This window comes from Leptospira haakeii (assembly GCF_002812045.1).
Lineage (GTDB): Bacteria > Spirochaetota > Leptospiria > Leptospirales > Leptospiraceae > Leptospira_B > Leptospira_B haakeii.
Window position 1 is genome coordinate 444,899 of sequence record NZ_NPEG01000002.1, and the last position, 25,028, is coordinate 469,926.

23 protein-coding genes are annotated in these 25,028 nt (G+C 38.8%); 15 read left to right on the forward strand and 8 right to left on the reverse strand.

Features of this window, described 5'->3' with window-relative positions; translation table 11 throughout:
• Window positions 1-44 precede the first annotated feature (44 nt).
• The 4 genes from CH377_RS07550 to CH377_RS07565 all read left to right on the forward strand — a co-directional run bounded on the left by CH377_RS07550 (window position 45) and on the right by CH377_RS07565 (window position 5,417).
• On the forward strand, window positions 45-560 hold the full coding sequence (locus CH377_RS07550) for a TfoX/Sxy family protein (protein ID WP_100723197.1): 516 nt from the start codon (window positions 45-47) through the stop codon (window positions 558-560).
• Between the two features lie 95 nt (window positions 561-655).
• Window positions 656-1,015 (forward strand): hypothetical protein, encoded by a 360-nt coding sequence (locus tag CH377_RS07555; RefSeq protein WP_243402014.1) that lies wholly within the window; start codon window positions 656-658, stop codon window positions 1,013-1,015.
• A 42-nt stretch (window positions 1,016-1,057) separates the two neighbouring features.
• Entirely contained in the window at window positions 1,058-2,344 is a 1,287-nt protein-coding gene (locus tag CH377_RS07560) for a TolC family protein (RefSeq protein WP_100723198.1), read from the forward strand.
• Window positions 2,310-5,417: an efflux RND transporter permease subunit gene (locus CH377_RS07565; RefSeq protein ID WP_100723199.1), complete on the forward strand. Its 3,108-nt coding sequence runs from the start codon at window positions 2,310-2,312 to the stop codon at window positions 5,415-5,417. Before CH377_RS07560 ends, CH377_RS07565 begins: the two co-directional genes overlap by 35 nt.
• Window positions 5,418-5,441: 24 nt before the next feature.
• Here CH377_RS07565 and CH377_RS07570 read toward each other — a convergent pair whose 3' ends face one another.
• Entirely contained in the window at window positions 5,442-6,008 is a 567-nt protein-coding gene (locus CH377_RS07570; RefSeq protein WP_100723200.1) for a hypothetical protein, read from the reverse strand.
• Between the two features lie 79 nt (window positions 6,009-6,087).
• Here CH377_RS07570 and CH377_RS07575 point away from each other — a divergent pair, with 79 nt between their 5' ends.
• Window positions 6,088-6,489 (forward strand): MerR family transcriptional regulator, encoded by a 402-nt coding sequence (locus CH377_RS07575; RefSeq protein ID WP_100723201.1) that lies wholly within the window; start codon window positions 6,088-6,090, stop codon window positions 6,487-6,489.
• 29 nt (window positions 6,490-6,518) lie between these two features.
• Here the strand turns inward: CH377_RS07575 and CH377_RS07580 are convergent, their stop codons facing one another.
• Window positions 6,519-7,715 carry a DUF3095 domain-containing protein gene (locus tag CH377_RS07580; RefSeq protein WP_100723202.1) on the reverse strand — a complete coding sequence of 399 codons (1,197 nt, stop codon included), beginning with the start codon at window positions 7,713-7,715 and terminating at the stop codon, window positions 6,519-6,521.
• 86 nt (window positions 7,716-7,801) lie between these two features.
• Between CH377_RS07580 and CH377_RS07585 the strand changes: the two genes are divergently transcribed.
• The 5 genes from CH377_RS07585 (at window position 7,802) to CH377_RS07605 (ending at window position 13,370) form a co-directional block, all read left to right on the forward strand.
• Entirely contained in the window at window positions 7,802-9,250 is a 1,449-nt protein-coding gene (locus CH377_RS07585; RefSeq protein ID WP_243402015.1) for a proline dehydrogenase family protein, read from the forward strand.
• Window positions 9,247-10,827, forward strand: coding sequence for an aldehyde dehydrogenase family protein (locus CH377_RS07590; RefSeq protein ID WP_100723203.1), 1,581 nt, complete (start codon window positions 9,247-9,249; stop codon window positions 10,825-10,827). The genes CH377_RS07585 and CH377_RS07590 overlap by 4 nt, the downstream gene beginning before the upstream one ends.
• Window positions 10,828-10,894: 67 nt before the next feature.
• Window positions 10,895-11,650, forward strand: coding sequence for an alpha/beta hydrolase (locus CH377_RS07595; RefSeq protein ID WP_100723204.1), 756 nt, complete (start codon window positions 10,895-10,897; stop codon window positions 11,648-11,650).
• Between the two features lie 63 nt (window positions 11,651-11,713).
• Window positions 11,714-12,448: a hypothetical protein gene (locus CH377_RS07600; protein WP_100723205.1), complete on the forward strand. Its 735-nt coding sequence runs from the start codon at window positions 11,714-11,716 to the stop codon at window positions 12,446-12,448.
• 70 nt (window positions 12,449-12,518) lie between these two features.
• On the forward strand, window positions 12,519-13,370 hold the full coding sequence (locus CH377_RS07605) for an alpha/beta fold hydrolase (protein WP_100723206.1): 852 nt from the start codon (window positions 12,519-12,521) through the stop codon (window positions 13,368-13,370).
• Window position 13,371: 1 nt separating this feature from the next.
• On the opposite strand, the gene CH377_RS07610 is transcribed toward CH377_RS07605, so the two are convergent.
• The gene (locus CH377_RS07610; RefSeq protein WP_100723207.1) at window positions 13,372-14,445 is read right to left on the reverse strand and encodes a winged helix DNA-binding domain-containing protein; all 1,074 of its coding nucleotides are present in this window, start codon (window positions 14,443-14,445) and stop codon (window positions 13,372-13,374) included.
• Between the two features lie 174 nt (window positions 14,446-14,619).
• On the opposite strand from CH377_RS07610, the gene CH377_RS07615 reads away from it, so the two are divergent.
• Both CH377_RS07615 and CH377_RS07620 read left to right on the forward strand, forming a co-directional pair.
• Window positions 14,620-15,741 (forward strand): DNA alkylation repair protein, encoded by a 1,122-nt coding sequence (locus CH377_RS07615; RefSeq protein ID WP_100723208.1) that lies wholly within the window; start codon window positions 14,620-14,622, stop codon window positions 15,739-15,741.
• 9 nt (window positions 15,742-15,750) lie between these two features.
• Window positions 15,751-16,206, forward strand: a complete 456-nt coding sequence (locus CH377_RS07620; protein WP_100723209.1) for a DMT family transporter — start codon at window positions 15,751-15,753, stop codon at window positions 16,204-16,206.
• A gap of 184 nt (window positions 16,207-16,390) precedes the next feature.
• Here CH377_RS07620 and CH377_RS07625 read toward each other — a convergent pair whose 3' ends face one another.
• The 3 genes from CH377_RS07625 to CH377_RS07635 form a co-directional block, all read right to left on the reverse strand.
• The gene (locus tag CH377_RS07625) at window positions 16,391-17,887 is read right to left on the reverse strand and encodes an ABC-F family ATP-binding cassette domain-containing protein (protein WP_100723210.1); all 1,497 of its coding nucleotides are present in this window, start codon (window positions 17,885-17,887) and stop codon (window positions 16,391-16,393) included.
• Window positions 17,888-18,452: 565 nt separating this feature from the next.
• Window positions 18,453-18,860: a GFA family protein gene (locus tag CH377_RS07630; protein ID WP_100723211.1), complete on the reverse strand. Its 408-nt coding sequence runs from the start codon at window positions 18,858-18,860 to the stop codon at window positions 18,453-18,455.
• A gap of 184 nt (window positions 18,861-19,044) precedes the next feature.
• Window positions 19,045-19,668 (reverse strand): TetR/AcrR family transcriptional regulator, encoded by a 624-nt coding sequence (locus CH377_RS07635; protein WP_207797602.1) that lies wholly within the window; start codon window positions 19,666-19,668, stop codon window positions 19,045-19,047.
• 224 nt (window positions 19,669-19,892) lie between these two features.
• On the opposite strand from CH377_RS07635, the gene CH377_RS07640 reads away from it, so the two are divergent.
• On the forward strand, window positions 19,893-20,780 hold the full coding sequence (locus CH377_RS07640; RefSeq protein ID WP_100723213.1) for an NmrA/HSCARG family protein: 888 nt from the start codon (window positions 19,893-19,895) through the stop codon (window positions 20,778-20,780).
• Between the two features lie 279 nt (window positions 20,781-21,059).
• Window positions 21,060-21,911: a metal-dependent hydrolase gene (locus CH377_RS07645; protein ID WP_100723214.1), complete on the forward strand. Its 852-nt coding sequence runs from the start codon at window positions 21,060-21,062 to the stop codon at window positions 21,909-21,911.
• Window positions 21,912-21,981: 70 nt separating this feature from the next.
• On the opposite strand, the gene CH377_RS07650 is transcribed toward CH377_RS07645, so the two are convergent.
• The gene (locus tag CH377_RS07650; protein ID WP_100723249.1) at window positions 21,982-22,728 is read right to left on the reverse strand and encodes a sterol desaturase family protein; all 747 of its coding nucleotides are present in this window, start codon (window positions 22,726-22,728) and stop codon (window positions 21,982-21,984) included.
• A 79-nt stretch (window positions 22,729-22,807) separates the two neighbouring features.
• Between CH377_RS07650 and CH377_RS07655 the strand changes: the two genes are divergently transcribed.
• Entirely contained in the window at window positions 22,808-23,347 is a 540-nt protein-coding gene (locus CH377_RS07655; RefSeq protein WP_100723215.1) for a hypothetical protein, read from the forward strand.
• A 19-nt stretch (window positions 23,348-23,366) separates the two neighbouring features.
• On the opposite strand, the gene CH377_RS07660 is transcribed toward CH377_RS07655, so the two are convergent.
• Window positions 23,367-24,791 carry an MATE family efflux transporter gene (locus CH377_RS07660; RefSeq protein WP_100723216.1) on the reverse strand — a complete coding sequence of 475 codons (1,425 nt, stop codon included), beginning with the start codon at window positions 24,789-24,791 and terminating at the stop codon, window positions 23,367-23,369.
• Window positions 24,792-25,028 lie beyond the last annotated feature (237 nt).

A 25,028-nucleotide genomic window follows, 5' to 3' on the forward strand; every position in this document is an offset into this window, starting at 1 on the left:
TTTTTTCTTGTCAATTTATTGTATTGAGGGACAATCCCTTGCCTATGAGTTCTTTTCTTACACATGTCCAAGATAGACTAAAAGTCTGTGGTCCCCTATCTTATAAAAATATGTTCGGAGGATTCGGAGTCTACTCCGGACCTCAAATCTTTGCGATGGTCATTAAAGACCGTTTATATTTTAGAGTAGGACAATCCAATCAGGCAGAATACGAATCTGCAGGAATGGCACCTTTCACGTATGCAGGGAAAGACGGCAAACTTGTCCGAGTCTCTTATTGGGAAGTCCCGGAAGAAATTTTAGAAGATGATGAAGACCTTGTATTTTGGTTCCGAAAATCTTTGGCAGAAGCGAATAAAGCTTCTTCTCTAAAAAAGAAAACGATTCCTAAAAAGAAATCTATCTCAAAGAAAAAGATCACAAAATCAAAAGTTTCTTCTTCCAAAAAGGCTGTTGCAAAGAAAAAAGCCGCCCGCAAAAAATCGATCAAACGTACAGTTAAGAAAGTAGCTCCTAAACGTAAGGTAGCGGCAAAAAAGAAGAAGGTCCGTTCACGTTAGAACTCCTACAAACTGAGAAATATCAATCCTCTGAGCCAAGGCTGGCAGGTAGTTTTTTCAATTTACTTTATTGAGCCGACTGTTACTCTGGAAGAATGAAATCGAGATCTTTGAAAGTCCTGGTGGCCTGCGCCTTACTTTCTATTCTCGTACCCGCTTTTAATTGTGGTCCCTTTTGCGAAATAGAAGCCGGAACTTCCGAATCTTCTCCCTGCCATCAAGATCAAAACAGAGACAGCGGACCTGTATGCGATTGGGACCTAGTTTCCGTCAAAAAGGAATTAGAAGAGTCCCGCTCTATTCTATCCTTTCCAGTCCAGGTTTTTGAACATTTCAGAATAGGTTTAGAGGATTTGGTTCACATTTCTTCCTTCTATCCTTTCCAGATCGAATTCCAAAAACTTTCCAGCTCGGAAACAATTACTCATCTTTCATTTATCAGAATTTTAATTTAGATCTCATATTATAATTTTCTTTTTTTATAATATGAGGTTATTGTGCGTTATTATATACTAGTATTCTTATCTTTTTTCGGGATATTATTCCTCCCTGCCCAGGCTTCGGAGGATGATACAGGAAAAGAATTAGATTTAAATTCAATTATGTCGATCGCGGAGAAAAATTCTCCTTTGCTCACTGCGATCCATTCCGACCTAGAAAGCCTTTTTTACAAAAGAAGACAGGAAGGCAAAACCCAGAACCCTTCCGTTTATATTGATTACGGTCAAAGAAAGGCAGCAGATGAATCTGGAGCAGAATATGCACTCCAGATAGAACAACCTGTTTATTTTCCGGGAAGGAAGGAACTCAAACAACTTTTGGTGGATAATGATTCCAAGATCAAAGAAGTCCAACAAATCGAAGCATTTAATTCTATCCGACTCAGTTCGATCAAGTTTGCCTACCGTTACTTGGTGGCAGCCGATAAGAAAAATCATGTAAAGGAAAGACTAAAAAGACTCTCTTTAATCGAAAGTTATATCAAGGCCAGGCCATTCTTCACTCCTCAGGCAAAAACCGATTTGTTTATCATAGAGACAAAAATTTTAGCTCTAAGAAAACATTTTAACGATTTAGAACTTGGAGCAGCAAAAGATTATGAATCCTTAAACTTGTATTTAAGACAAGAGTTCACTCCTAATCTAAAAATTCCTTATTTCAAATCCGGAGTAAAATTCGATCGGAAAGATTTGGAAAAAAAGGCGGTATCCCAAAACCCTTCTATCCTTGCCGCTAAAGGAGAATTGGATAAGGCTCGAACAGAACTCAGATTGGCAAACTTAGAAAAATATCCTGATTATTCTATCACTAGCCAGATCGGAGAAGATAAATCCGGGGTTGCCAACAGATTTTACGATTTTGGATTGAAGTTCAGAATCCCAGTGTGGGACCAATTCCAAAACAAGGTTGCTTCTGCTGAGACAAATATGAAGTCAAAACAAGATAGGCTAACATATCAGGAAAATTTAATACAAACCTCCTTTAACCAAGCATTTTTGGAATATGAACAATCCAAAACGAACCTAAAACTTTATGACCTGGCCCAGTTGGATCGGATTGATAGGGATCTGAACTTCGCGGATATGGAGTTCAAGCGCGGAAGGATCCAACTTATAAGTTACCTGGAGTTGGAAAACCAACTACACGAAACACATCATGCGGTTCTGGATGCCCAAATTTCACATTTGGAAAGTCTTCTGAACCTACTTTATATCACGAACGAAAAAGATATTTTAGGAGTAATGGGCAATGCTAGCCAGACTTTTGAATACCAGCCTAAATAACCCATTCTTATCCGTAGGACTGGTCTCATTTTTATTAATATTTTCATTTTATACTTTAAACGAAGTCCCGATAGATGCAGTACCAGATATTACGAATGTACAGGTGATCGTCACAACGGACACTGGTTCTTTAGATCCCGAACAAGTGGAGAAGGTGATAACTTTTCCTTTAGAAACAGAACTTTTAGGACTACCGAATCTAATAGATGTACGCTCCGTATCTAAATTCGGTTTATCTAATATATCCCTGATCTTCAAGGAAACTACGGATATCTACCAGGCAAGGGCCATGGTAGCTGAAAGAATTTCAAGCGCTAAGGAAAAACTTCCTCCAGGTGCTACTCCTACGATCGTTCCAAATACGACAGGTCTTGGAGAGATTTTCTTTTATTCGGTAGAGGCAATTCCGGATTCCGAATTAGACAAACTTCCCGAAGAGAAAAAACTTTTATTCTTAAGAACTGTTCAGGACTATGTGGTCCGCCCCCAGATCAAAGCCATGGTCCCTGGAATTGTAGAGGTAGATTCCAATGGAGGTTACGAAAAAGAAATCCATATAGATGTGGACCCTAATCGAATGAAACGTTGGGGACTCTCCATTGATCAGATCATCCGAGATATTTCTACAATAGGAGAAAGTTTCGGCGGAGGATTCATAGAGAACTCAGGAAAAATTTCGATCGTAAGAGCTTATGGACTTAAAAAAAACCTGAATGAGATCTCTGCAATTTCTGTCAGAAGGACACTTACGGGTGCTTCCGTAAAAGTTTCGGACATAGCTGATGTGAACGAACATGGAACTCCAAGATTAGGAGGAGCCAGTTCCAACGGGAAAGAAATCGTACTCGGTACAGCATTAATGCTAAAAGGAGAAAATAGTTATAAAGTAAATGAAGATCTCCATAAAGCAGTATCGAATTTAAGTCTTCCTGAAAATGTAAGAGTGAGGATCTTATTAGAAAGATCTTTTTTGATACAATCCACCATCAAAACAGTCTTAAAAAACCTGGGCGAAGGTGCAATATTAGTCATACTTACACTTTTTCTAATATTATTCAATCTAAGAGCCTCTTTGATAGTGGCATTGATCATTCCGGGTTCCATGTTACTTGCTTCGATTTGTATGAGGTTTTTCGGGATCTCTGCCAACTTAATGAGTTTAGGAGCAATAGATTTCGGATTATTAGTAGATGCCTCCATCGTAATTACGGAAAACGTTCTCTCTAAATTCGAAACGGGAAAATTTACAAACAAAGAAGAAAAACGAAAAGTCATTTTGGATTCCTCTTTGGAAGTATTGAAGCCTGTATCTTTCGGTATCTTAGTGATCATGTTAGTCTATGTTCCCATCTTAACTTTAGATGGGATCCCGGGAAGAATGTTCCGGCCCATGGCGGAAACGGTGCTTCTTGCGTTAGGGTTTAGTTTATTCTTGGCAGTTTTCCTTCTCCCTCCCCTTTTATACTTCTTTTTGGCACCAAAAAACTTAGGAGCACATAGCAAGAAGAAGGATAGTAAGATCGTAAATTGGTATGCTGAAAAATTACCTAAGATCTTGGATCAGCCTCGTAAGATCATTATATATTCTTTAATATTCTTCACAGTTACGCTTCTTATCTATTTCAGAATGGGAACAGTATTCCTTCCCAAGCTAACGGAAGGAGATCTAATGTTAGTGATCGTCCGTAATGGAAACACAGGATTAGAAGAAAGTTTAAAGGAGCAAAAAGAATTAGAACTTTTCCTTGGGCAGATGCCTGAAGTGGAAAGTGTATTTTCTAGGATAGGCACGAGCTCGGTTGCAAACGACCCAATGGGTCCATTCAATGCGGACACTTTTATCATTCTAAAAAAGGATATCTTGCCGGATCTTTTGGAAAAGAATACTTGGGAAAAATTTTTGGATAAGATAGAAACATCCGTAAAAGAAAAATTCCCGGAATCGGAACTGACCTTAAGCCAACCTTTAGAAGCCCGATTTAATGAATTATTAGAAGGAAGTAGAGCGGATATTAGTGTCAGGATCTTAGGAAAAGATCTAAACATTTTATTACAACTACAGGAAGAATTAAAAAACGCATTAGAAAAGATCCCTGGAGCAGCGGAAGTTGAATTAGATCCCATCATGGCATTAAGAAAATCGAATGTAATCGATGTGATCCCGGATAGCACAAAACTCAAATATTATAATATCTCACTACCTCTATTTAACTCCGTACTAGAAAGTTCAATGAGCGGATTTGAATTAGGAGGATTTTATGAAGAAGAAGTCAGATTCCCTATCAAGATCAGACTTTCGGAAGAACACCGGAATAGAGAATCTGAAATTGGAGATATCAATGTAGGAACGGAAGATGGAGGAACAGTACCTATCCGACTTTTAGCCTCTATCCAAAAAAGGGAGAAGGTAATGACCATCTCCAGAAATAAATCCAGAAGATTCGTAGCGGTTTCCGTGAATTTAAGAGGGAGAGATTTAGAAGGATTTTATAAAGAAGCTATCTCTGAAGTTTCTAAATTAAAGATCCCCAATGGATACTCGATTTTTTGGGGAGGACAAATAGAAAATCTTTCCCAAGCCAAACAAAAACTTTCCGTAATTGTGCCTATGACCTTATTCATGATATTTACTGTCCTATATTTAGGACTTAGATCTATCAAACAGGCCTTATTAGTATTCTTCTGTGTTCCATTCGCATTAACCGGCGGAATCTGGTTCCTATATTTAAGAGGAATGGATTTAAGTGTATCGGCATTCGTAGGCTGCATCGCTCTTTCAGGAATCGCGGTCTTGAATGGACTGGTAAAATTATATACAATCGATCGGATCAGAGCTGAGAGTAAACTCGGCGTAAGAGAAGCTGTATTAGAAGGTGCAGTCAGTCGTATACGTCCAGTAGTCATGACTGCACTCGTCGCTTCTTTCGGATTTATTCCGATGGCATTCGGAACAGGATTAGGTGCGGAAGTCCAAAAACCTTTGGCCACAGTTGTGATCGGAGGGATTTTTTCTTCCACAATCCTAACCTTGGTATTACTGCCTGCATTCTATTATTGGTTAGAAAAGGAATAAACCTAATATACCATCCGGTTGAGATTAACAACCGCAGCCGGATGATTTTTGGGATTCTTTCTTCCTTTTAAAAGAAAACCAAAACCATATTCCTGAGACTGCAACCCCAATCACTGGGAGCAAATATCTTTCCAAATCCAAAAGATTTCCTAAAAGTTCTGCGGAGAACCAACCAAAGAGTAAAGGTGCTAAACAAGATAAACATAAGATCCCCGCGAGCAATACAGAAAGTTTGGCAAACGATTTGTGCTCGATCGGAGTTATAATCTTTTTCTGTTTAAGGTTTAGAAAAGCGGATCTAAAAAAATTGATCCCTTCTTTATTGGAAGAAATCCGGATCGTATGCCCATTCAGATTTTTTTCCAGTTTGAATTCTAAAAAAGGACAACATTGGTGTTCTTTAGAAAACCATTCCGTTAGTTCTCCTGTGGATAAAGAATGATCAAAGTAGAGTTCAAGTCCTTCTTCCTTTTCCAAAAATCCTTTGGCTTGATCTAATATTTTTTCTGAATGAGAAATATGAGATTTTCTTTCTTCGTTTGTAAATACTGTTAAATCACAGGCGATAGGAGCTTCTTTTTTTGTTAACATAGTCAACCTCCTGACTGAAAACAGGTCCAATATAAAGGTTGGAGTTAAGTCCAATGTCAATAGCAGGGATAAAAATTTTATGCAAGAAAACAGAAATTTTTTAATAGGCCGATTGGCTGAGAGGGCGGGAGTCTCAACAGATACTATCCGTTATTATGAAAAAGAAGGACTTATCCGTTCTCATAGACATACGAATAATTATAGAGTCTATTCCGAATCGGATCTTAAAAAGTTAGGTTTTATTTCGAAGGCTCAGGGATCAGGATTTACTCTCCGAGAAATAAAAGAACTTCTGTCCTTGATAGATGAAGGAAGAAGAGACTGCTCCGATTATGAAAATGTTGCTAAACAAAAGATCGACGAGATAAAATCTAAAATCAAAATTTTGGAGGAATATAAAAATTCTTTAATATCCTCGTTAGAATGTTGTAGCCCGCAAACAAAAGAATGCAAAAGTCTGCCATCTTTTATCTGCTCATAATCAATTCTCCGGTTATATCCGCTCTTAAACTATGCCGCCACAGCTTGCAGTTTTTTCTTAAGAACTGTTGCGGCCAAGGCATAACCTCCGCCTGCCCCATCTATAAAATGGACTTCTCTTTCCGTTCCTGCATGTAATAAACAAGTCATCAAAGCTCTATCAGAAATATGGATCCCAAAATTTAATTTTCCGGACTTCTCCGCTTCTTCTAAGCTGGACTCTAATTTTTTACGATCAATGGTATCTGTTGCAAATACCATCTTGAAAGTTCCGTCGAACTTCCTAAAATCGGAAGAGATGATCTGATAATTCTTTAACTTATTGAGTTTATAATGAAAGGCTTTTAAAGGAAGATTCCAACGAATCGCAAGCTCCGCGCCGTAAGTCTCGAATTTAATTTTCCATAGATACAATTTTTTTAATATACTATTTCCTTTAGAAGAAGCGGTTGCCTCCTTATTCAAAACTGAAGAAGAATGTTCTATGATCAAATTCTCTTCTCTTAAAGGATGATATTCCCTTTCAGAACCATACAAAGAATCAATCATAGATAATAATCCGGATAAAGTTTTTGCAGCTTCCGAATCGGAATCTGAATTGATCTTAACGATCAGCGAAACCATTTCTCCTTTCGGACTTTGGATATCCTTCCATCTACAGGTAAAACCGGAAAAATCGGCACGAATATTCGGAATATAAGAATTATCCGTTAAATACCTGGAATTCGGTTCCTTGATCTTAATCTCCGCATAAGCCACGCCGGTTCCACCTAAAACGGCCTGAGTATAATGTTTGGAAATCCTAAGTTTAGCCATTGTCAGACTATAACCCGCTTCATAAATATCAGAAACAGGCACAAATCCGATCCGAAGATCCATTTTAAAATAGTCTCTTACAAACTCTCTCGTATCCGCAAGAATGTCCCGGATCTCACTCAATCTAGAACCTGGAAGCAAAATGGTCACACCATCTCCACCAAAGAAAAAAGGGAACTCCATGTCCTTGAGGAGATTTGTAATCCCCATCAAAGTCAATCCCCCGGCCATATTTACATCCTTATATCTACCTTCTAAAATCGCCTCGGTAGATTTTACTATATCTGTAACGATTACAATCCAATCGTCCGGAACCTTTCTATAATGTTTACTGTCCGTAACTTCTGAAAATTGGGAAATCTCAGGAAGCTCCTTATAAAAGTTTATGGTAGAATGTGTTAGAATATTCATTAGTAGGCCTACCGAACTTTGACTGTCTATTCGTCCAAAAGGCAATGCTTTTTTCCAACTCGTAATATTTGGTTTGGGAATAGTGGATGCAAAAGCTTTTTAGAAAGGTTCGCATGGCAAAACCGCTTGGATCAGAACAAAATAGAATGAAGGCTACAGAAGAAAACGAACCTAAAATAATTACTTCTTCCTCGGATCTTCAAGATAAGATCTTGGAAAAAGGAAAGGAATTATTTCGTTTAAGCGATTCTTTCGAAGACAGTTTTTTTAGCACTTACAGATTATTCTCGAAAAGCCTTTTGTTTTTGGAAAACCGCCCTCTCCTAAAGCTGCAGGCATTTAGATTCGCGGATCTATTTCCGAGCTTGAGCAATCTCTCGTCTATCTCTCGTTATATCCGAATCTATTTTGTTGAAACTCCTACAGAACTTCCGAAATGGATCTTGCTATTTCTTTCTTTATTCTTGTCCAACCGACTCACCTCCGTATTCGTTGCATTAGGCGCTAAGATCGGGATCAGACTTACTGCAAAATTTTTTATATTAGGTAGGACCTACGGCTCTGATCGTAAAAAGATCATAGATAGATACAAAAATGGAATCTGTTCCACAATAGACATATTAGGAGAAGCCGTACTCTCCGAAAAAGAAGCAGAACGTTATATCTCTGAGTATTTACTTTTATTGGAAGAAGTTTCCAAGGATAAAGAACTTTCGAAAATACGCGACTCTCAATTTCCGGAAGAACCGACAGGAAACGTTTCCGTAAAATGTTCTTCTCTCTATTCTCAATTAGATCCACTCGCACACGAATCTTCAGTGATTCATTTAATGGAGAAGTTACGACCAATCCTTAGTTCTGCAGTTTCTAAAAATATTTTTATCAACCTAGATATGGAACAATATGAGACCAAGGATATCATAATGGATACTGCGTTTAGAATTTTCGCAGAACCGGAATTCCAAGATTATCCACATTTCGGGATCGTAGTCCAGGCATATCTGAAAGTTTCCCAAAAAGATCTACAAAGAGTGATAGAATATTCTAAAAAACGAAAATACCCTTTGACTGTTCGTTTAGTGAAAGGTGCTTACTGGGAATATGAAATGACCCAATCCGCTCAAAAAGGTTGGGAACCTCCTGTTTTTCTTATAAAATCCGAAACAGATAGGAATTATGAAGAATGTTCGGAGCTCTTATTGAAGTCCTATCCCCATATCCGACCTGCATTCGGTTCTCATAATATACGAAGCCTTTCTTCCGCATTTGTAAAAGCCTCAGAATACTCGGTCCCAGAAAACTTTTTCGAAGTACAGATGTTATACGGAATGGGAAACTCCTACAAACAGGCAATTCGTAGTTTAGGAATTTCCGTCAGAGAATATTCTCCTATCGGAGAAGTGATCCCAGGAATGGCTTATTTAGTAAGAAGGTTACTCGAAAATTCAACTAACGAAGGCTTCCTTAAGAACATCAACGCGAATAGTAAAGATAGGGAACAACTATTGTATTTGGAGAATACAAAATCAAAATGAACTTTCATAATAATTCTAATTTTCAAAATGAAACCCTAAGAGATTTTTCGAAAGAAGAAGAAAGATCCATCTTAAACAAAGGATTCGTCTCTATCAGAAACGAATTCCCAATACAAGTTTTTCCCATCATCTCCGGAAAAACGAAAAAATCCTCCCTTATAGTTCCCGCCTTAAATCCAGCAAATACATCGGAAAAAGTTGCGGATATACATTATTCCTCCATAACGGATGCAGAAGAAGCGATAAAAGACTCGGTCCAATTTTTTGAAATATGGAAAAACACAAAGCCGGAGATCAGGATTGGTTTTTTAAAAAAAACGGCAGACATTCTACGCTATAAAAAAGCAGAACTCTCTGCACTGATGTCTTTAGAAGTAGGAAAAGGGATCAAGGATATAGATGCAGAAATTGCAGAAGCAATCGACTTCTGCGAATTTTACGCTAAAGAAGCGGAACATACTTTTCAACCCAGAAAAAGAGATCTGTTGGGAGAAGAAAATATTTACACCTATATCCCCAGAGGAGTCACATTAGTCGTAGCTCCTTGGAATTTTCCTCTGGCAATCCTTTGTGGAATGACGGTAGCTCCATTAGTCGCAGGAAATCCTGTAATAATGAAACCGGCAGAACAATCTTCCGCAATCGCATTCAAACTTTTTAATATATTAATTGAGGCTGGTATCCCTTCTTCTGCACTTCATTTTTTACCGGGAAAAGGAGAAGAAATCGGAGCCTATTTAGTAAAACATCCTGAAATACATACGATCAATTTTACGGGCTCCAGAGCGGTCGGATTGGGGATGATCCGAGAGGCGGCTTCTCAAAATCTAAAATTTGTAAAAAAGGTAATCGCCGAAATGGGAGGCAAAAACGCTTTAATCGTGGACGAAGACGCAGATCTGGACGAAGCGGTGATCGCATCTATACAATCCGCATTCGGATTCCAGGGACAAAAATGTAGTGCACTTTCACGCATTATACTTTTGGAATCTAAATACGATACATTCAAAAACAGATTTATAGACGCATTACAATCTTTAAAACCCGGATTACCGGAAGATCCTTCCGTCAAAGTTGGACCGGTCATAGATTCGGAATCAAAAAAAAGATTAGATGGAATAGCATCCCAGTTCTCTTCTAAAATTTTAAGCAAACTTGAGATAACGGATAACCAAAAACATTCAGGCTATTTTGTAGAGCCTATCATTTTTGAAAGTGAAGATCCGATTTCTCCTTTGGGACAAACAGAATTTTTCGGACCTTATGTTACTTTATTCAAGGCTAAAAATTTCGAAGAGGCTATCAAAATAGCGAATAACGTAGATTATGCACTTACCGGCGGAGTTTTCTCCAGAAACCCTAAGAACATACAATATGCAAAAGAAAATTTCGAAGTCGGCAATCTTTACATCAACAGAGGGATCACCGGAGCTGTCGTAGATAGACAGCCATTCGGAGGTTATAAACTTTCCGGAGTAGGGGCAAAAGCAGGCGGCCCAGATTATCTAAAACAATTTTTAGAACCGATCAGCATAACTGAAAATACAATGAGAAGAGGGTTTATTCCGGAAACTTAGGATCTTCTTCTTTTTTTCTTGATTCTATCCGTAAGATACCCTCCAATAAGGGCCCTCGGATCCGAATATGAAGATCGTCTTATTACACGGAATGTGGTCCAGATCAGATACCCTGGACTCGGTTAAAAAAGTATTAGAACAAAAAGGCCATGAGGTCTTTGCGCCTACACTACCGTTCCATGTATTAAACACAACGCCCGATCCCTCATTGGGAAAATATAGACTCATAGACTATGTTGGATTTCTAAAACAGGAAATTCAAAATAAAGGTTGGGAAAAACCCACATTGATCGGCCACTCTATGGGAGGATGGTTGGCACAAGCATTGGCTGCAGAAGGTTTTGCATCCAGGATCGTATTGTTTGCTCCGGCAGCCCCCTCAGGAATTTTTCCATTAGGACCTTCTCCTTTATATACTTTATTAGAAGTTCCTTTTCGTTGGAAGTTTTGGGCCAAACCTTTCAAACCTACGTATCGTGGAGCAAATTTCGGTTTATTCAATCGAATTCCTAAAGATAAAAGAAAAGAATATTATGCTTCTTTAAATTATGAATCAGGTAGGGCACTTTTCGAACTTGCGTTTTGGTTTTTTGATCCTTTCAAAGGAAGTAAAATCCCTGCAGAAAAAGTAAATTGTCCAGTTCTAGTTTTAGCCGGGGAGAAGGATAGGATCATCCCGATCCGAGTTACGAAAGCAGTCGCAAGAAGATACGAAAATTCAGAATTTGTGGCTCTTCCCAATCACGCACATTGGCTTACGGACGAGCCCGGAAATGAAAAAATTTTCGAGATCATGTTCAATTGGCTGAAACAAAATAGTTAAAACGTTCAAAAAAGCCAAAAGTCATCCGTTATTAGTAAGAAATACATATTCGGAGAAATATTAATGAAAGAAGAGATAGGAACATTCGTAAAAACTGCAGTCAAAAGTTCTGCAAAAATATTTTTACTTTCTTCCATAGCGCTCTTTCTTGGATTCATTTTTAATCTTTTTTTATTGGCGTTTTGTTTTCCTGAAATGAAAAGTATCGCGTCCAATCTGGGGCCGATGCCAATCGCGAGAGCGGGAGGAATAGGAGCAGTTCTTGCATTAATCGTAATAGTCTTAGAGCTCTGGCCGATCGTTCTTTTGGTGATCGGATTTGCATTTGTATTTCCTTTTCTTTACTTCCTTGGGATCAAAAAATATCTTTTAGGAAGAGAATTAGGAAATCTGGTCTCAGAGAACAAAGCTTGGTTCACTGATAATGTTTCAAAAACACTTTCTGAAATGATCAAAAAAAGAGTTGGGTCAGAAAAGATCGATAATTGGGGTAAGTTTATCTCTTCTAAACTTAAAGATCTGCCTACATTTTTACAAGAAAAGGAAAACTTGCCAAAAGTTCTTCGTTTCATTTTGCAAACTTTCTTAAAAAAGATCGGAATCGCAGAATTTGCAGATGAAGTTGCAGCCGCTTACGAACAAAAAGGAACCCAGGATATTTCCGTTTTAGAAGAAATCATCAAGGCAAGTTTGAATAAGGCAATAGACAAACAAATGGAACCTTCTCCTCCGTTATTTTTCTATATCGTATTCGGAGCAAATTTCGGGATCTTCTTACTCGTTAAAATCCTAATATAAAAAAGTCTAGTTCGTCGTAACGATTTCCAGATAGGACGAACTAATATTTAGTCCTTTTCGGATTTCGTTTATGAAAAAATATAAACTTCTTCTTCTATCCTTAATTTTTTGCTGCTGCAGCAGTTATGAAGAAATGAATATGGAAGAAGATAAAGCCTTTCAGAAACTCAAAGAATCAGAGATATTCTACCAAGAGTATTTTATTCAAAACAAAAAAGAAGAGACTCCTGTCCATTGGATCAGCACTGGATGCAAACCGGATAAAAAGAAGGTTCTCATCTTTGTCCACGGGTCTCCGGGCAATTGGTCGAATTATCTCAGATATTTAAAAGATCCTGAATTATTAAAGGTCTATTGTATGTTTGGATTAGACCGACCAGGTTTCGGAAAATCTCCCGGCACAATCGCAGATGTGAGCGGCCAGGCGGAAAAAATTTTAGACAATCTATCAAAACTTCCTGAAATACAAAAAGGAAAAAAATCGATTTCTATATTAGGACATTCTTATGGAGGTCCAGTCGCCGCAAGAATGGCTTCCATTTCTCCTGAAAAATTTCAATATCTGTTTTTATTAGCAGCCGCTATGGATCCGGAAAAGGAAGAAATCAAATGGTATAATACGATCGCAGATACTTGGATTGCCGGCTGGATCTTACCTGAAGAATGGACCCATAGCAATTCAGAAATGTTACCCTTAAAAGAACAGTTAAAAAGTTTAGTCCCTGAATGGAAAAGGATCACGGCAAAAACAATTGTGATCCAAGGAGAAGAAGACGGTCTTGTAGATCCAAAAAATCTGGACTTTATTCAGAAAAATTTTTTGACGGAAACGAAAACTTATCTTCTTCCAAAGGAAGGACATTTTCTTCCTTGGAAAAACTACGATCTAATTCATAAATTATTAATAGAGTTCTCGAATTGATCTAAACTTCAAGGACCAGGTTTTTTCCAAGAAAAGTAGCATATTCTTCGGCTGCTTTCTTCAGTTTCTTTTTTAGATTCGCATTTAACGGTTTATAAGGATTTACTTTAAGGACAACATCTTCCTTTTTGAATTCCCTCTGCCAAATCCCGCTTACCCAACCATTAATAACCAAGGTAGGCCTGAAAAGATCATCCGCCGGAGTTAAAAGCCTTTTAGGAGGCGGATCCATACAATCTTTACGATCCGTAAAGGCCAGTAAAAACTCGTCAAACGCAGGAAGCAGAAATAATGTATCGGAATCCTTTTCTACTATATTCATTTTTTTTGGAATATAGTAAATCTGATCATCCTTTTGAAAACTGGTCAATTTAGAGCCAAAACTTTCCACACCTGCCTTCGCATCCTTTACATTCAACCCGGACCACCATACAAAATCCGCCAAGGTAGCCGGAGCCCTGGTGTCGAAATATTGTTTAGTGAGATGATAGAGCGCTTCTTCCTTTGGCTTTATAACCTTTTTGATCTTTGGGATCCACTCTTCGATCAATGTGTAGGTAAAATCTTTATCTCTTCTGGGACCGAAACAGATCAGACCTTCTAAACCTGCTCTTTGCAGAATATGAGACAATCTAGTAGTATTTGTTATAATTCCGGATTTTTCCAAAATAGAGGAGATTTCTTTTCTGGTAAGAAAGTTTTGGTTCGCAAGATTTTTAGAAAGAATAGAATAACATTTTTTTAATACTTTAGGATCTAACTCTATCTTTTTATAATGAGCTGCGTATTTGGAAATTGTGGGGGGACCCAATAAGTCCAATAACCAATAGATATCCTTAGCGGAAACCACATGTAATGTTCCTCTCAAAGGCCAAGATCGAATGATCTTTTTATCCAGAAACGCGGACTCTATATCTTCCTCATTCAAACCGGGGGCCCTAAGTCCAATGGCCCATTTAGAGGCAGCATAGTCTTGGCCTTGGATAGCAACCAAATCTTGTACCAACTTTTCAGGAGAAGAATACATAGAATTCAGAACATTCAGATGTTTCAGCCTTGTTAATGCAATATTCACGTAAGTATTATCTAATCTATAAAATATGATTTTTCGGGAATCATTTTACTATTTCCGAAAGAAAACCGACGCAAGTATCGTTATTAAATATTTCTGCAATCATCAAGACTTTTCCAAAGTCAATAGTGAAAAATACTACCTATAAAAAGTCGTAAATGGACCATAATAAAATTTATGGCGGAAGCTCTTAAGAACTTTTATGACGACAAGGTTCTCTTGGAGTTAGGAACCCTATTCTCCACAATATTATCTCATAAAAAACCGAAAAATTGGGTCCAAGAGATCAAACGTAACGATTGGAAGAAGTTAGAACTCAAACAAAGGATCAAAAGAATTGCAGAAGTATTATCGAACTCTCTTCCTAAACCTTTTCCAAAAGCAGTCTCACCTTTATTAAAAATTTCGAAAGTCCTTGAGAAAAAATTCCCGGGAACCCAAAGGTTTTATATTATCTTCTTAGGAGATATCGTAGAAATTTCGGGAATCGATTATCCGGAAGAATCCTTACATTGTATGGAGAAGATCACTCAGATCATTTCTTGTGAATTCTCCATTCGAGAATTTCTAATTCGATATCCAGATATCACTTGGAAAAAAATGTTAGAATGGTCCAAACATTCTCATCCAGGAACAAGAAGATTAGCAAGTGAAGGTTCTCGTCCGAGATTACCATGGGGGAAAGGAATTCCTGGATTAAAACAAGATCCCCAAAAAACTCTTTCCATTTTGGAAAATTTAAAAAACGATCCTGATGAAGTAGTTCGCAGAAGTGTGGCAAACCATCTGAATGATATTTCTAAAGATCATCCAGACTTAGTAATATCGCTTGCGAAAAAATGGAAGGGTATATCCGAAAATACGGACCTTCTACTAAAACATGCGCTCAGGGGTTTATTAAAGCAAGGCAACTCGGATACACTTTCTATCTTTGGGTTCCCAAAAAATAAATCCGCTAAAATTTCGAAATTGGAGCTCCTACCTAAAACCGTAGAGATTGGAAAACATCTGATCTATAAGTTCGAAATGAAATCGGAAGCGAAAGAACCCACACTTTATAGATTAGAATCCAAGATCTATTATCTAAAACCTTCGGGGAAATTTTCAGTAAAAGTATTTCAAATAGAAGAAAAAGAATTTTCTCCGAATGAAACAAAAGTTTATGAAAGAAAACAATCTTTTCAACAAATGACAACCAGAACCCATTTCCCCGGAATCCATAAATTGGAAATTATAGTGAACGGAGAAACAAAAACAAAAGCAGAATTTAAAGTTTCAAATCCTAAAACTACAAAATAACATAAACATATGAATCTACTATTACCGATAATTTTCGCGCTTCTTTCAGGACTCGCTATGTCCATACAACCAGGCATCAATTCTATATTAGGAAAAAATATAGAAAGCCCATGGCTTGCCTCTACAATTTCTTTTTTCATTGGAACCATCGCCTTAGGAATTATAACTTTCGTGTTGGGAGAGATGAAATCGACTGCATTCATAGTGCAAACAATCAAGGAACAACCTTGGTGGATCTGGATCGGAGGATTTTTAGGAGCAATCGTAGTCACTTCCTCTTTGGTTTTTGCTCCTAAGATAGGAGCCACGAGTTGGATCGCTTTATTCTTATTGGGTCAAGTTATAACTTCTATCTTATTAGAAAAATGGGGCGTATTAGGATTTCCTGAAAAACCGATTTCAATTCAAAAGATGGTCGGATTAGGATTGTTAATTGTAAGCGCTTGGTTGGTTAAAAAAGGGTAACTGAATTCCAACAAAGCACCGATTTCACTCGGAATCCGCATCCAACAATGCTGCGGTAGTGATGCGAAGGTCTTTAGTCCGGGCTTGGCCCGGATGAGCGCGAATGCGCGAAACCGTAGCAGCACGACTCCCGCGAAGCGGGAGGACCGCCCAAATAAACCATAAAAAAGATAATTAACTTTTTTTAATAATCTTCGTCGGACCAGCCAACATCATTGAGGAAGTCTTCGTAAGAACCGTCGAAAATCCGAATCGTATCGTTATCGAAGACGATCAACTTTGTTGCAACAGCCCTAAGATGCATTTCGTTGTGAGTTACCATGATAAGGGAACCTTCGAACTCATCGATCGCTTCTATCAGTGCGTCGCATGATTGCATGTCCAAGTGATTGGTAGGTTCATCCAAAAATAGAAGATGGCAAGGAGTCACCAAAATTTTTCCAAGCATCACTCTACTCTTCTCGCCACCCGAAAGAACCTTGATCTTTTTCAAAGACATATCATCGGAGAACATCAATCCACCTGCGATAGTTCTAGCGAGCCATTCGGTGCAAGACTTATCCGCACTCATAATTTCTTCAGTGACGGTCGCGTTCTCATTCAGATTCAATTTATTCGTCTGACCGAAATAACCTTCTTTCAATGCAGGATGTTTTTGGATTTTTCCGGAACTTGGTTGGAGTTCCCCAGCAAGAAGTTTCAGAAGAGTTGATTTACCCTTACCGTTTTTACCGATGATACAAATCCGATCTCTCTTACCAACACTCAGAGAAAAGTCGGAAATCAAAAAAGGTTCCTTACCAGAATAAGAGAACGAAATATTTTCCGCAGACAACATTTGACTAGCTGCGAAAGGTGCGGAATTAAAATATAATTCCAAACTTTCGATCTCTTCCAGCGCCTTCATCTCGCCTTGTTTCTCCAGTTTTTTTACCCTAGATTGAGCGCGGCTCGCGAAACTCGCCTTCGCTTTGAAACGTGCGATAAAGATCTCTTCTTGTTTTCTTTTTTTCGCCTCGTTCAAACGAGTCCTTTCATAAATTTCTTCGGCCTGATTGATCTGATTATAAAGTTTATCAGTATCACCTTGGACCTTGATCGCTTTCGTACGATGGATCGCCGCAGTATGAGTCACCACACTATCCATAAAACTTCTATCGTGAGTGACCAAAATGATCTCGCCTTCCCACTCGCGTAGAAATTCCTCAAGCCAACGAATAGTAACGATATCTAAATAGTTGTTCGGTTCGTCTAACATCAGTAAGTCGGGACCAGACACTAAAAGTTTCGCCAAATTCATCCGGATCTGATAACCACCCGAAAACTCCTCCGGGCTTCTTTCCAGATCCGCTTCCGAAAAACCCAAACCGGATAAAACTTTTTCAACCTGCCAAGTTTCGTATTCTTCACCTTCAGGAAGACCAAGCGCACATTCTTCCAACACAGTAGGCTTAGTAAATTTCAAGTGCTGCTGTAAATGTCCGATCTTATAACCCTTCGGCACGGTAATAGAACCGGAATCTGGCTCCACATTTCCCAAAATCATTTGGAACAAAGTAGACTTACCGTGGCCGTTCCGTCCTACAAGACCTAACTTTTCACCCCGATTCAAACTCAGGTTCAGATCATCGAACAACAAATTAGAAGTATAAGATTTATGAAGATTGGAAATTTTGATCATCTTTAAGTGCGCTCTATATAAACCAAAGTTTTTCAAGGGTCCAAGATTTCACCTAAAATTGACTGTAGGAATTCCAACAGATATAAGGATTAGGGCGTTCCCCGTGGGTAGGAGCTCCAACAGTAAATATTCTTAGAATCCCACGGGGTCGGGCTACTCCAGGCTTCGCGTTCCGCTTCGGACTCCTCGCGAATGCCCCGTAGGGAGCGAGCAAACCCGAGATAGCCAGAGACATTTTATCGAAGGCTCGCCAAAACTATCGGTCTTCGGCTGCGGGGTCCGCTTCGCGCCTTCCGTATCCCTAACGCTAGTTTTAAGATCAAAATGCGGCCTTCACGAAATTCGATACAATGCAAGTAATTTCTAAGTGCAAATCTTGTTGGAATTCCTACAAGATTTACGTGGAATTCGTATTGAAAGAATTAGATTTCTATGATATAGAGGCCTTGCTCTCCCACCAACCCACCTCCACCACCCAATACAGGGTGGGGCCGCTTTTGCAAATTCACCATTGCGCGAGCTTGATGTATTAATTTAAGGTAGAGCGGTTTTATCTAACTGAAAATTATAAATGCCTGATCTCCACAGGCTGGTTATGCCAATTATTATTCAAACCATCTGCATACCAGACAGGCGCTTCGATTAGCTCGTTTAGATCTGCATTATCTAGAGTAGAAATAGCAACACTTATGAAGGCACCGCCAATTTCTTTGATATAACCTTTAGAGAAAGTCCTTACTCCGCAATTTTTGCAAAAATGGTGTTTGCTACTTTTCGTATTAAATTCGTAAAAGTTAAGGCTATCTTCTCCGCTTAATAAACGAAAGGATTCAGGTTTAACGATGATAGACCAGTTTCGGACTTTTCTACAGAAGGAACAATTACATCTACCTGTACCCGCACTCAAATCCAAATCTGCTTCGTAACGAACCGCACCACAATGACAACTTCCAGAATACTTTTTAAGGCTCATAAATAACTCCTTTCAGATCTTTAAAGTGGATTAAAAACTTTCGATCCGTATATGATCAATATTACTGCTTAAATATGACAAAATCTGTCATATTTAGAAATCGGATCTAGAAAAAATTAAAAATTTCTACAATTTGAATTCATTATCTTTGATTCATATTGGCTAAATAGGAATAATCGAAAATTTAAATCGGCCTCTTACGGACCTTCTTCTTTTTAGGCTCACCGGCTCCCTTTATAAATAGAATCCAAGCTTTCTCGAAATATTTGGAACGTTTAGAATGAGAACTGAATTCCTTACTTCCCAAAAGAACTTCGTTCAGAGGATAACCCGTCATGACTTGAAGTAACTGAGCAGTCACAAATTTTGGATCCATCCGATTCAGATCCTTAGATCCTTGTGCGGAAATTACAAGATCCAAGATCCTTAGAAACGAAGGACTTTCTTCACATTGTAAGTTAGATGCGATTTTAGGGATATGTTCCGCTTCTGAAATAGTCATCCTGTAAAAGTCCACAATCTCATCTGAAACAATTAACTCTAACAGCCTTCTGCAAGATTCTTTTAAAGTTTCCAGCGGACTTTCTTTCTTACATTCTATACGAACAAGTAAGTCGAAAAATTTCCGTTTTTGAAATTCCATCACGGCTAAGAACAGATCCGTTTTGGATTCGAATCGCCTGTAAATTGTATGTTTGCCTGAGCCGCAGGCCAAAGCCACCTGCTCCATAGAAGTGGCAGTAAATCCTTGGGTCGTAAAAAGGCCTAATGCAGTATTGAGTATCCTATCGGATATGCCGTCTGACATATCCTTAGGAGGACGCCCCTTTCTGATCTGCTGGACCTTCTTCGCCATATTACTTATATGAAAATTCCTTTCGAATTGACCATAGGATCTTGTTTCATTTTGCAGGGTCAAGAAATCTTCAGAGAAACTTAGCAAAAGCCTTATTTATAAATAATTTGACACAGAAAAATCCATTCCGAATTAATGGAACGACACCGTGCCGTTCTATATTGGAGAATATATAAATGAATCCCAAAGATAAAATCATATTGGTGCTAGGAGCTACCGGGCAACAAGGAGGCGAAACTGCAAAGTATCTGCTTAAAAATCATTGGAAGGTCAGAGCTTTTACGAGAAGCCCTTCTTCCGAAAACTCATTAAAACTAAAAGAACTTGGAGCTGAAATTTTCCAAGGTGATATGCAAGACACTTCTTCCCTGGACTCTGCAATGCAAGGAGTATATGGAGTATTCAGCGTCCAACCTCCAGAATGGGAGCCAAACGATTCTACAGATACCAACGAAATTAAAGTAGGAATATCGGTCGCTGATTCAGCAAAGAAAGCAAATGTTTCGTATTTAGTTTATTCTTCTGTGATAGGAGCAGAAAGGCAATCCAGCTTTCGAACTCATAAATGGGAGGTGGAGAAATACATACATGGCTTAGGAATACCTTTCACAATTTTAAGACCTACAGGTTTTATGGAAAACTTGATCCACTCACGTTCAGGTATACCTGGCGGGCTTTTATACGAAACAGTTTCACCGGATAGTCGTATCCATATGATTTCTGTCGAAGATATAGGAGTATTTGCAGGTTTAACTTTCGAAAATCCGGAAAAATACTCGGGACGGACAATCGATCTCGTAGGAGATAGTTTAACTCCATTACAAATTGTAGATATACTTTCTATGGTTTTGGACAGAAGGATAGAATATATGAGGATCCCTTTGGAAACTGTATATTCTCATAATAAAATCCTAGGCAAATTGACCGAATGGATTAATCGAGAAGGTTATCCGAAAGTGGATCTGGATTTTCTTCGAAAGGAATATCCGGACCTTCTTGATTTTCCTAAATGGTTGGAAAAAACAGGAAAAGCAAAAATAGAAGCGGCTTCTATCAGGCCTTAATAGTTTGGCTTCCGAGCACTGTTTGCCACTTTTCGGGGGCTTAAATTCAATTTGGCCCATTCATTTTTCCAGGATTGGGATTGACCAAATCTTGTAGCAAACGTTACAGTGATTCAAAAGATAACTATTCCAGTGAGGCCGGACAAAAACTCAAGGAATAGATAGAAAGTCCGGATCGATATATAATATCTTTTTTATATTCCCTAATGAGCGGTGAAAATCCAAAGGATGGAGAAAGAAAAATCGAAAATCCAAACGATTTTATATTAGGAGAATATTATGGGCCAAGCGACATCTACAAGAGTCCAACCAAAAATACGTAAACCGAAATTCCCCTTGGAAGACATCGCCAAAGAAAGAGGTTTCGGCAAAAACATCCCATTCTTTACAGCCTTTCTTTCCAGCTTGAGTGTATTATTTCCGGAAGGGGAACGTTTCTTTATTCGTTCAGTTAAAGCATTCAGCGAAGTCGTTGATCCGGCGTTAAAAAAGGAAATAATTGGATTCGCAGGACAAGAAGCAGTCCACGGAAACGTTCATGATAAAATGAACGAAAGATTTGTGGAGATCGGATTGGATTTTCGAAGTCATGAAAAAATGTTCTGCTGGTTGTTCTTCGATATATTAGAAAAAAATATTCTAAAACTTTTTCCTGTTTGGGGAAAAAGACTCGCACTCTCTATCACTGCAGCCGCGGAACATTTCACAGCAACTCTCGGAAGATTTTTACTTTCTCTCCCCGAAAAACGTGTAGCTTGGATCGATCCGATTAGTTGGAAAGTGATCGAATGGCATGCTTTAGAAGAATTAGAGCATAAAGCCGTAGCATACGATGTATATCGCGCATCTGGCGGTGGATATTTTACTAGAATACTTGGAATGACTATCGCAGTTCAACTTCTTGGTCTTCTCGCAATCGTAGGGACAATTAGAGCATTATTCTATTTTGGTATTCCAAATCCTGCTCAAATCGTTAGGGATATTCGTTTCTTCTTTGGTGTTCCCGGTTTTGCTTGGGCCGTAATCTTCTATATTTTAGAATATTATATCCCGGGGTTCCATCCAAACGATCAAGATGATCACAAACTTCTGGAGAAGTTTGAGAAAGTGATGACCGCTCACGGATATTAATAATACAGCAAGGAGTTCGCACATGTTGGAACTCCTACGATAAAAAATAATTTAGATCTCGCTGGCCAGTCTAATCCTGGTTACGCGAGTTCTCCGCATAAAGAGTGCCAAACATCCGATCCCAAATCGAAGTATAAAATCCGAAATTATAATCTTCATTCTGGTGATGCATTGCATGGAAAGTACTAGTCGTCAATGTATTGAACAAATTAGAACGAAACAATTTGTCTGACAAAGGCTCCACTCCTAAATGGCCAATTGTTCCGAATACCACATTCAATCCCAGATAAATGCTCATTCCTAGCCAAGAGAAATCATAAAGACAAAGCACCAATAACCAAAGTGTCCCAAATCCAAGAGCCTCCAAAGGATTCAGAACGAATAGAGTCAAAGGACGAGGCCTATCATATCTATGATGAGTTCTATGAGCGAACCGATATATAAGCGGAATATGAGCAATCCTATGCAGCAAATACATACCAGCATCCATAACTAAAAGAAGGATCAGAATGTCGAATAATGCGAAAATCCCTATATCGCTACGAAATCGAATAGAACCCGTTCTCCAAAGCCAAAGCCCGACTAATGTAACGATAGTATTAAGTAGAATAGTAGAAGTTGCAAAGAGGATCTCTTTAGCTTCTATTTTCGGAGGGGTTGAAACAATACGCCGATGGGCATAACGTATAGACAACAAATTGCCAATATACACCGAACAGCTGAAAATCAGAAGATTTTCAATTAAGAACAATAAAGCAGCCCAAGTATAAGAAATTTCTTGCAGAAATAGAACAACTTCGTTTCCAAAATTATACATAAGTTTTATTGAATTTAAAAATCCACCTTGCACCAAATAGTCGAAAATGTTAAACTATGCCCTATTCCGGAAATCAAAAGTGAAACGCATATCGATCTTCTTTTATATTTTACTTATATTCCTACAAGTCCAATGCGGGACTACTTACTTACTTTTCGATTCATATGAAAAAAGTGTAAAGGAGGATACAGACCTTTCTCCCCTGCTCACATTATTAGGATCAGGTGGCCTAGTCCCTTTAAACGTAGAGCCAATCAGTTGGGTAAATTTATCGGTATCAAGCCTCTCATTTGCTCGCGGGGCCACCGGAAATTTTATGATCTCTGTCGATCATCCGGGAAGCTGCCCAGATGCAAGCTTTCGTTTAGACCTAAGTAATGATGGAGTCCCGCTTACTTTCTTAAATGGAACTGATCTTGATACAGACGGTTGCCCATTGAATGTGCTCTATACTCAAACTTACAATATAACCGGTACCGTTGCAGGAAACGGACGAGTTATCGTCAAAATGTCTCCTTTGATGTTCTACACTACATTCCCCGGTCTTTATGTCGGCCAGATTGTTGGGGTTGTGAATGTAACTGTCTCTCCAAACGTCAGCACTTCTTCAACCCCGTAACTCTAAGCGAAGGTTTAACTCAAACCTTCGAAGTCTTCCATCCACCTTTTCTGAATAACCAAAGTGTGAACAATCCCACAGAAGTTTCTGTGATCATGCTTGCCCAAAATACTCCCGAGTATCCGTAGGAAAGAACCTTCGCCAAAGTATAAGCAAATGGAATTTGGAACATCCAAAAGAAGACAAGATTGATCAATGTAGGAGTGGTAGTATCTCCAGCTCCGTTAAAGGCCTGAACGCTAACCATCCACCAAGCATATACAAAATAGGAATAAGATACAATCCCCAACCATTCAGAGCCAATAGCGATCACTTTCGCATCATCAGTAAAGATCGACACAAGGGATTCTCTAAAAATAAAATAGACGATGGAAACTCCGATCAGAAAGATCATATTCCATACTCCAACAATCCAAACGGACTGTTCTGCACGATCGGGTCTCCCCGCTCCTAAATTCTGACCGACTAAAGTAGCCACAGCATTCGACATACCCCAAGAAGGCATCAAAGTAAACATCATGATCCGAAGAGCGATCGTTGCTCCAGCTACTGCCTCACTTCCAAATTCAGAAATAATTCTCACAAGAAAGATCCAAGAAGTCATTCCAATAATAGTTTGCCCAATACCACCGATGGAAGTGCGAACTATATCGGAAATAATTTCCCAGTGAATACTGATCTGGGAACGAAGCACTCGAATATGATTTCCACCTTTTAAAAGTAGATAGATTTGGAAAAGAACCCCAACTCCTCTACCGATATTTGTAGCGATCGCGGCACCTTCAATACCCATTGCCGGGATTGGTCCGAAACCGAAAATAAAAATCGGATCCAAGATCATATTAAGACCATTAGCAATCCATAAAACTCTCATCGCAATTGCTGCGTCACCCGCGCCTCTAAAAACAGCATTGAGCCCGAATAAAAGCATGATTACGAGATTTCCACCGAAGATCCATTGTGTGTAACGAGATCCATGCTCCACAACCCAAGGATCCCCACCCATGAGTATAAGAAGATCTTTCGCAAACCAAACTCCGAAGATAGCAAAAGGTAAGGAAACAAGGATGGAAAGAAAAACGGATTGGACTGCGGCGATCCCTGCTTGCTCCTTATCTCCTTCTCCGATCCTTCTCGCAATGATCGCGGTCACTGCAGTGGACATTCCTATCGCGAGAGAATAAAGAAGAAACAAATACGTTTCTGTAAGCCCAACCGCAGCAACGGCAGAAGGACCCAAAGCTCCCACGAAATAAATGTCAACGACTGCGAATGCAGACTCCATGACCAATTCTAAAACCATCGGAACTGAGAGCAGAAAAACTGCCTTACCGAGTGAAATTTGAGTATAATCCGCTTCGGTTCCCGTAAGCGCTTTTCTTAATTCCCGCCAAAGGGAGGATCTTTTTGGTTCTAACTTTGAGTCTTTTTGTATTGCTTCCATATAGCTAACCTTAGTCGTCCAGACTGAGATTTTTTAACGGCGAGGGCAAAACTTTTTGTATGTAATTTTGAGTAAAAAGCGGAATCGACTTTAGCTCAATGTCCAAAAAATAAAAAAGCCAGAGTGTTTCTACTCTGGCTTTTTCATAACTTCAACAATAGAATATAACTGCGAATCGATTCGATCTGTTTGCTGATCATCTTGTATGGATGTTCATGCTGGGCATCTTTTGGATGC

What these genes read in the sequence shown, in the direction of transcription:
- CH377_RS07550 (WP_100723197.1), top strand. Translation starts at nt 45, where the DNA reads ATGAGTTCTTTTCTTACACATGTCCAAGATAGACTAAAAGTCTGTGGT.
- CH377_RS07555 (WP_243402014.1), top strand. Translation starts at nt 656, where the DNA reads ATGAAATCGAGATCTTTGAAAGTCCTGGTGGCCTGCGCCTTACTTTCT.
- CH377_RS07565 (WP_100723199.1), top strand. Translation starts at nt 2,310, where the DNA reads ATGCTAGCCAGACTTTTGAATACCAGCCTAAATAACCCATTCTTATCC.
- CH377_RS07570 (WP_100723200.1), bottom strand. Translation starts at nt 6,008, where the DNA reads ATGTTAACAAAAAAAGAAGCTCCTATCGCCTGTGATTTAACAGTATTT.
- CH377_RS07575 (WP_100723201.1), top strand. Translation starts at nt 6,088, where the DNA reads ATGCAAGAAAACAGAAATTTTTTAATAGGCCGATTGGCTGAGAGGGCG.
- CH377_RS07580 (WP_100723202.1), bottom strand. Translation starts at nt 7,715, where the DNA reads ATGAATATTCTAACACATTCTACCATAAACTTTTATAAGGAGCTTCCT.
- CH377_RS07585 (WP_243402015.1), top strand. Translation starts at nt 7,802, where the DNA reads ATGCAAAAGCTTTTTAGAAAGGTTCGCATGGCAAAACCGCTTGGATCA.
- CH377_RS07590 (WP_100723203.1), top strand. Translation starts at nt 9,247, where the DNA reads ATGAACTTTCATAATAATTCTAATTTTCAAAATGAAACCCTAAGAGAT.
- CH377_RS07595 (WP_100723204.1), top strand. Translation starts at nt 10,895, where the DNA reads ATGAAGATCGTCTTATTACACGGAATGTGGTCCAGATCAGATACCCTG.
- CH377_RS07600 (WP_100723205.1), top strand. Translation starts at nt 11,714, where the DNA reads ATGAAAGAAGAGATAGGAACATTCGTAAAAACTGCAGTCAAAAGTTCT.
- CH377_RS07605 (WP_100723206.1), top strand. Translation starts at nt 12,519, where the DNA reads ATGAAAAAATATAAACTTCTTCTTCTATCCTTAATTTTTTGCTGCTGC.
- CH377_RS07615 (WP_100723208.1), top strand. Translation starts at nt 14,620, where the DNA reads ATGGCGGAAGCTCTTAAGAACTTTTATGACGACAAGGTTCTCTTGGAG.
- CH377_RS07620 (WP_100723209.1), top strand. Translation starts at nt 15,751, where the DNA reads ATGAATCTACTATTACCGATAATTTTCGCGCTTCTTTCAGGACTCGCT.
- CH377_RS07625 (WP_100723210.1), bottom strand. Translation starts at nt 17,887, where the DNA reads ATGATCAAAATTTCCAATCTTCATAAATCTTATACTTCTAATTTGTTG.
- CH377_RS07630 (WP_100723211.1), bottom strand. Translation starts at nt 18,860, where the DNA reads ATGAGCCTTAAAAAGTATTCTGGAAGTTGTCATTGTGGTGCGGTTCGT.
- CH377_RS07635 (WP_207797602.1), bottom strand. Translation starts at nt 19,668, where the DNA reads ATGTCAGACGGCATATCCGATAGGATACTCAATACTGCATTAGGCCTT.
- CH377_RS07640 (WP_100723213.1), top strand. Translation starts at nt 19,893, where the DNA reads ATGAATCCCAAAGATAAAATCATATTGGTGCTAGGAGCTACCGGGCAA.
- CH377_RS07645 (WP_100723214.1), top strand. Translation starts at nt 21,060, where the DNA reads ATGGGCCAAGCGACATCTACAAGAGTCCAACCAAAAATACGTAAACCG.
- CH377_RS07650 (WP_100723249.1), bottom strand. Translation starts at nt 22,728, where the DNA reads ATGTATAATTTTGGAAACGAAGTTGTTCTATTTCTGCAAGAAATTTCT.
- CH377_RS07660 (WP_100723216.1), bottom strand. Translation starts at nt 24,791, where the DNA reads ATGGAAGCAATACAAAAAGACTCAAAGTTAGAACCAAAAAGATCCTCC.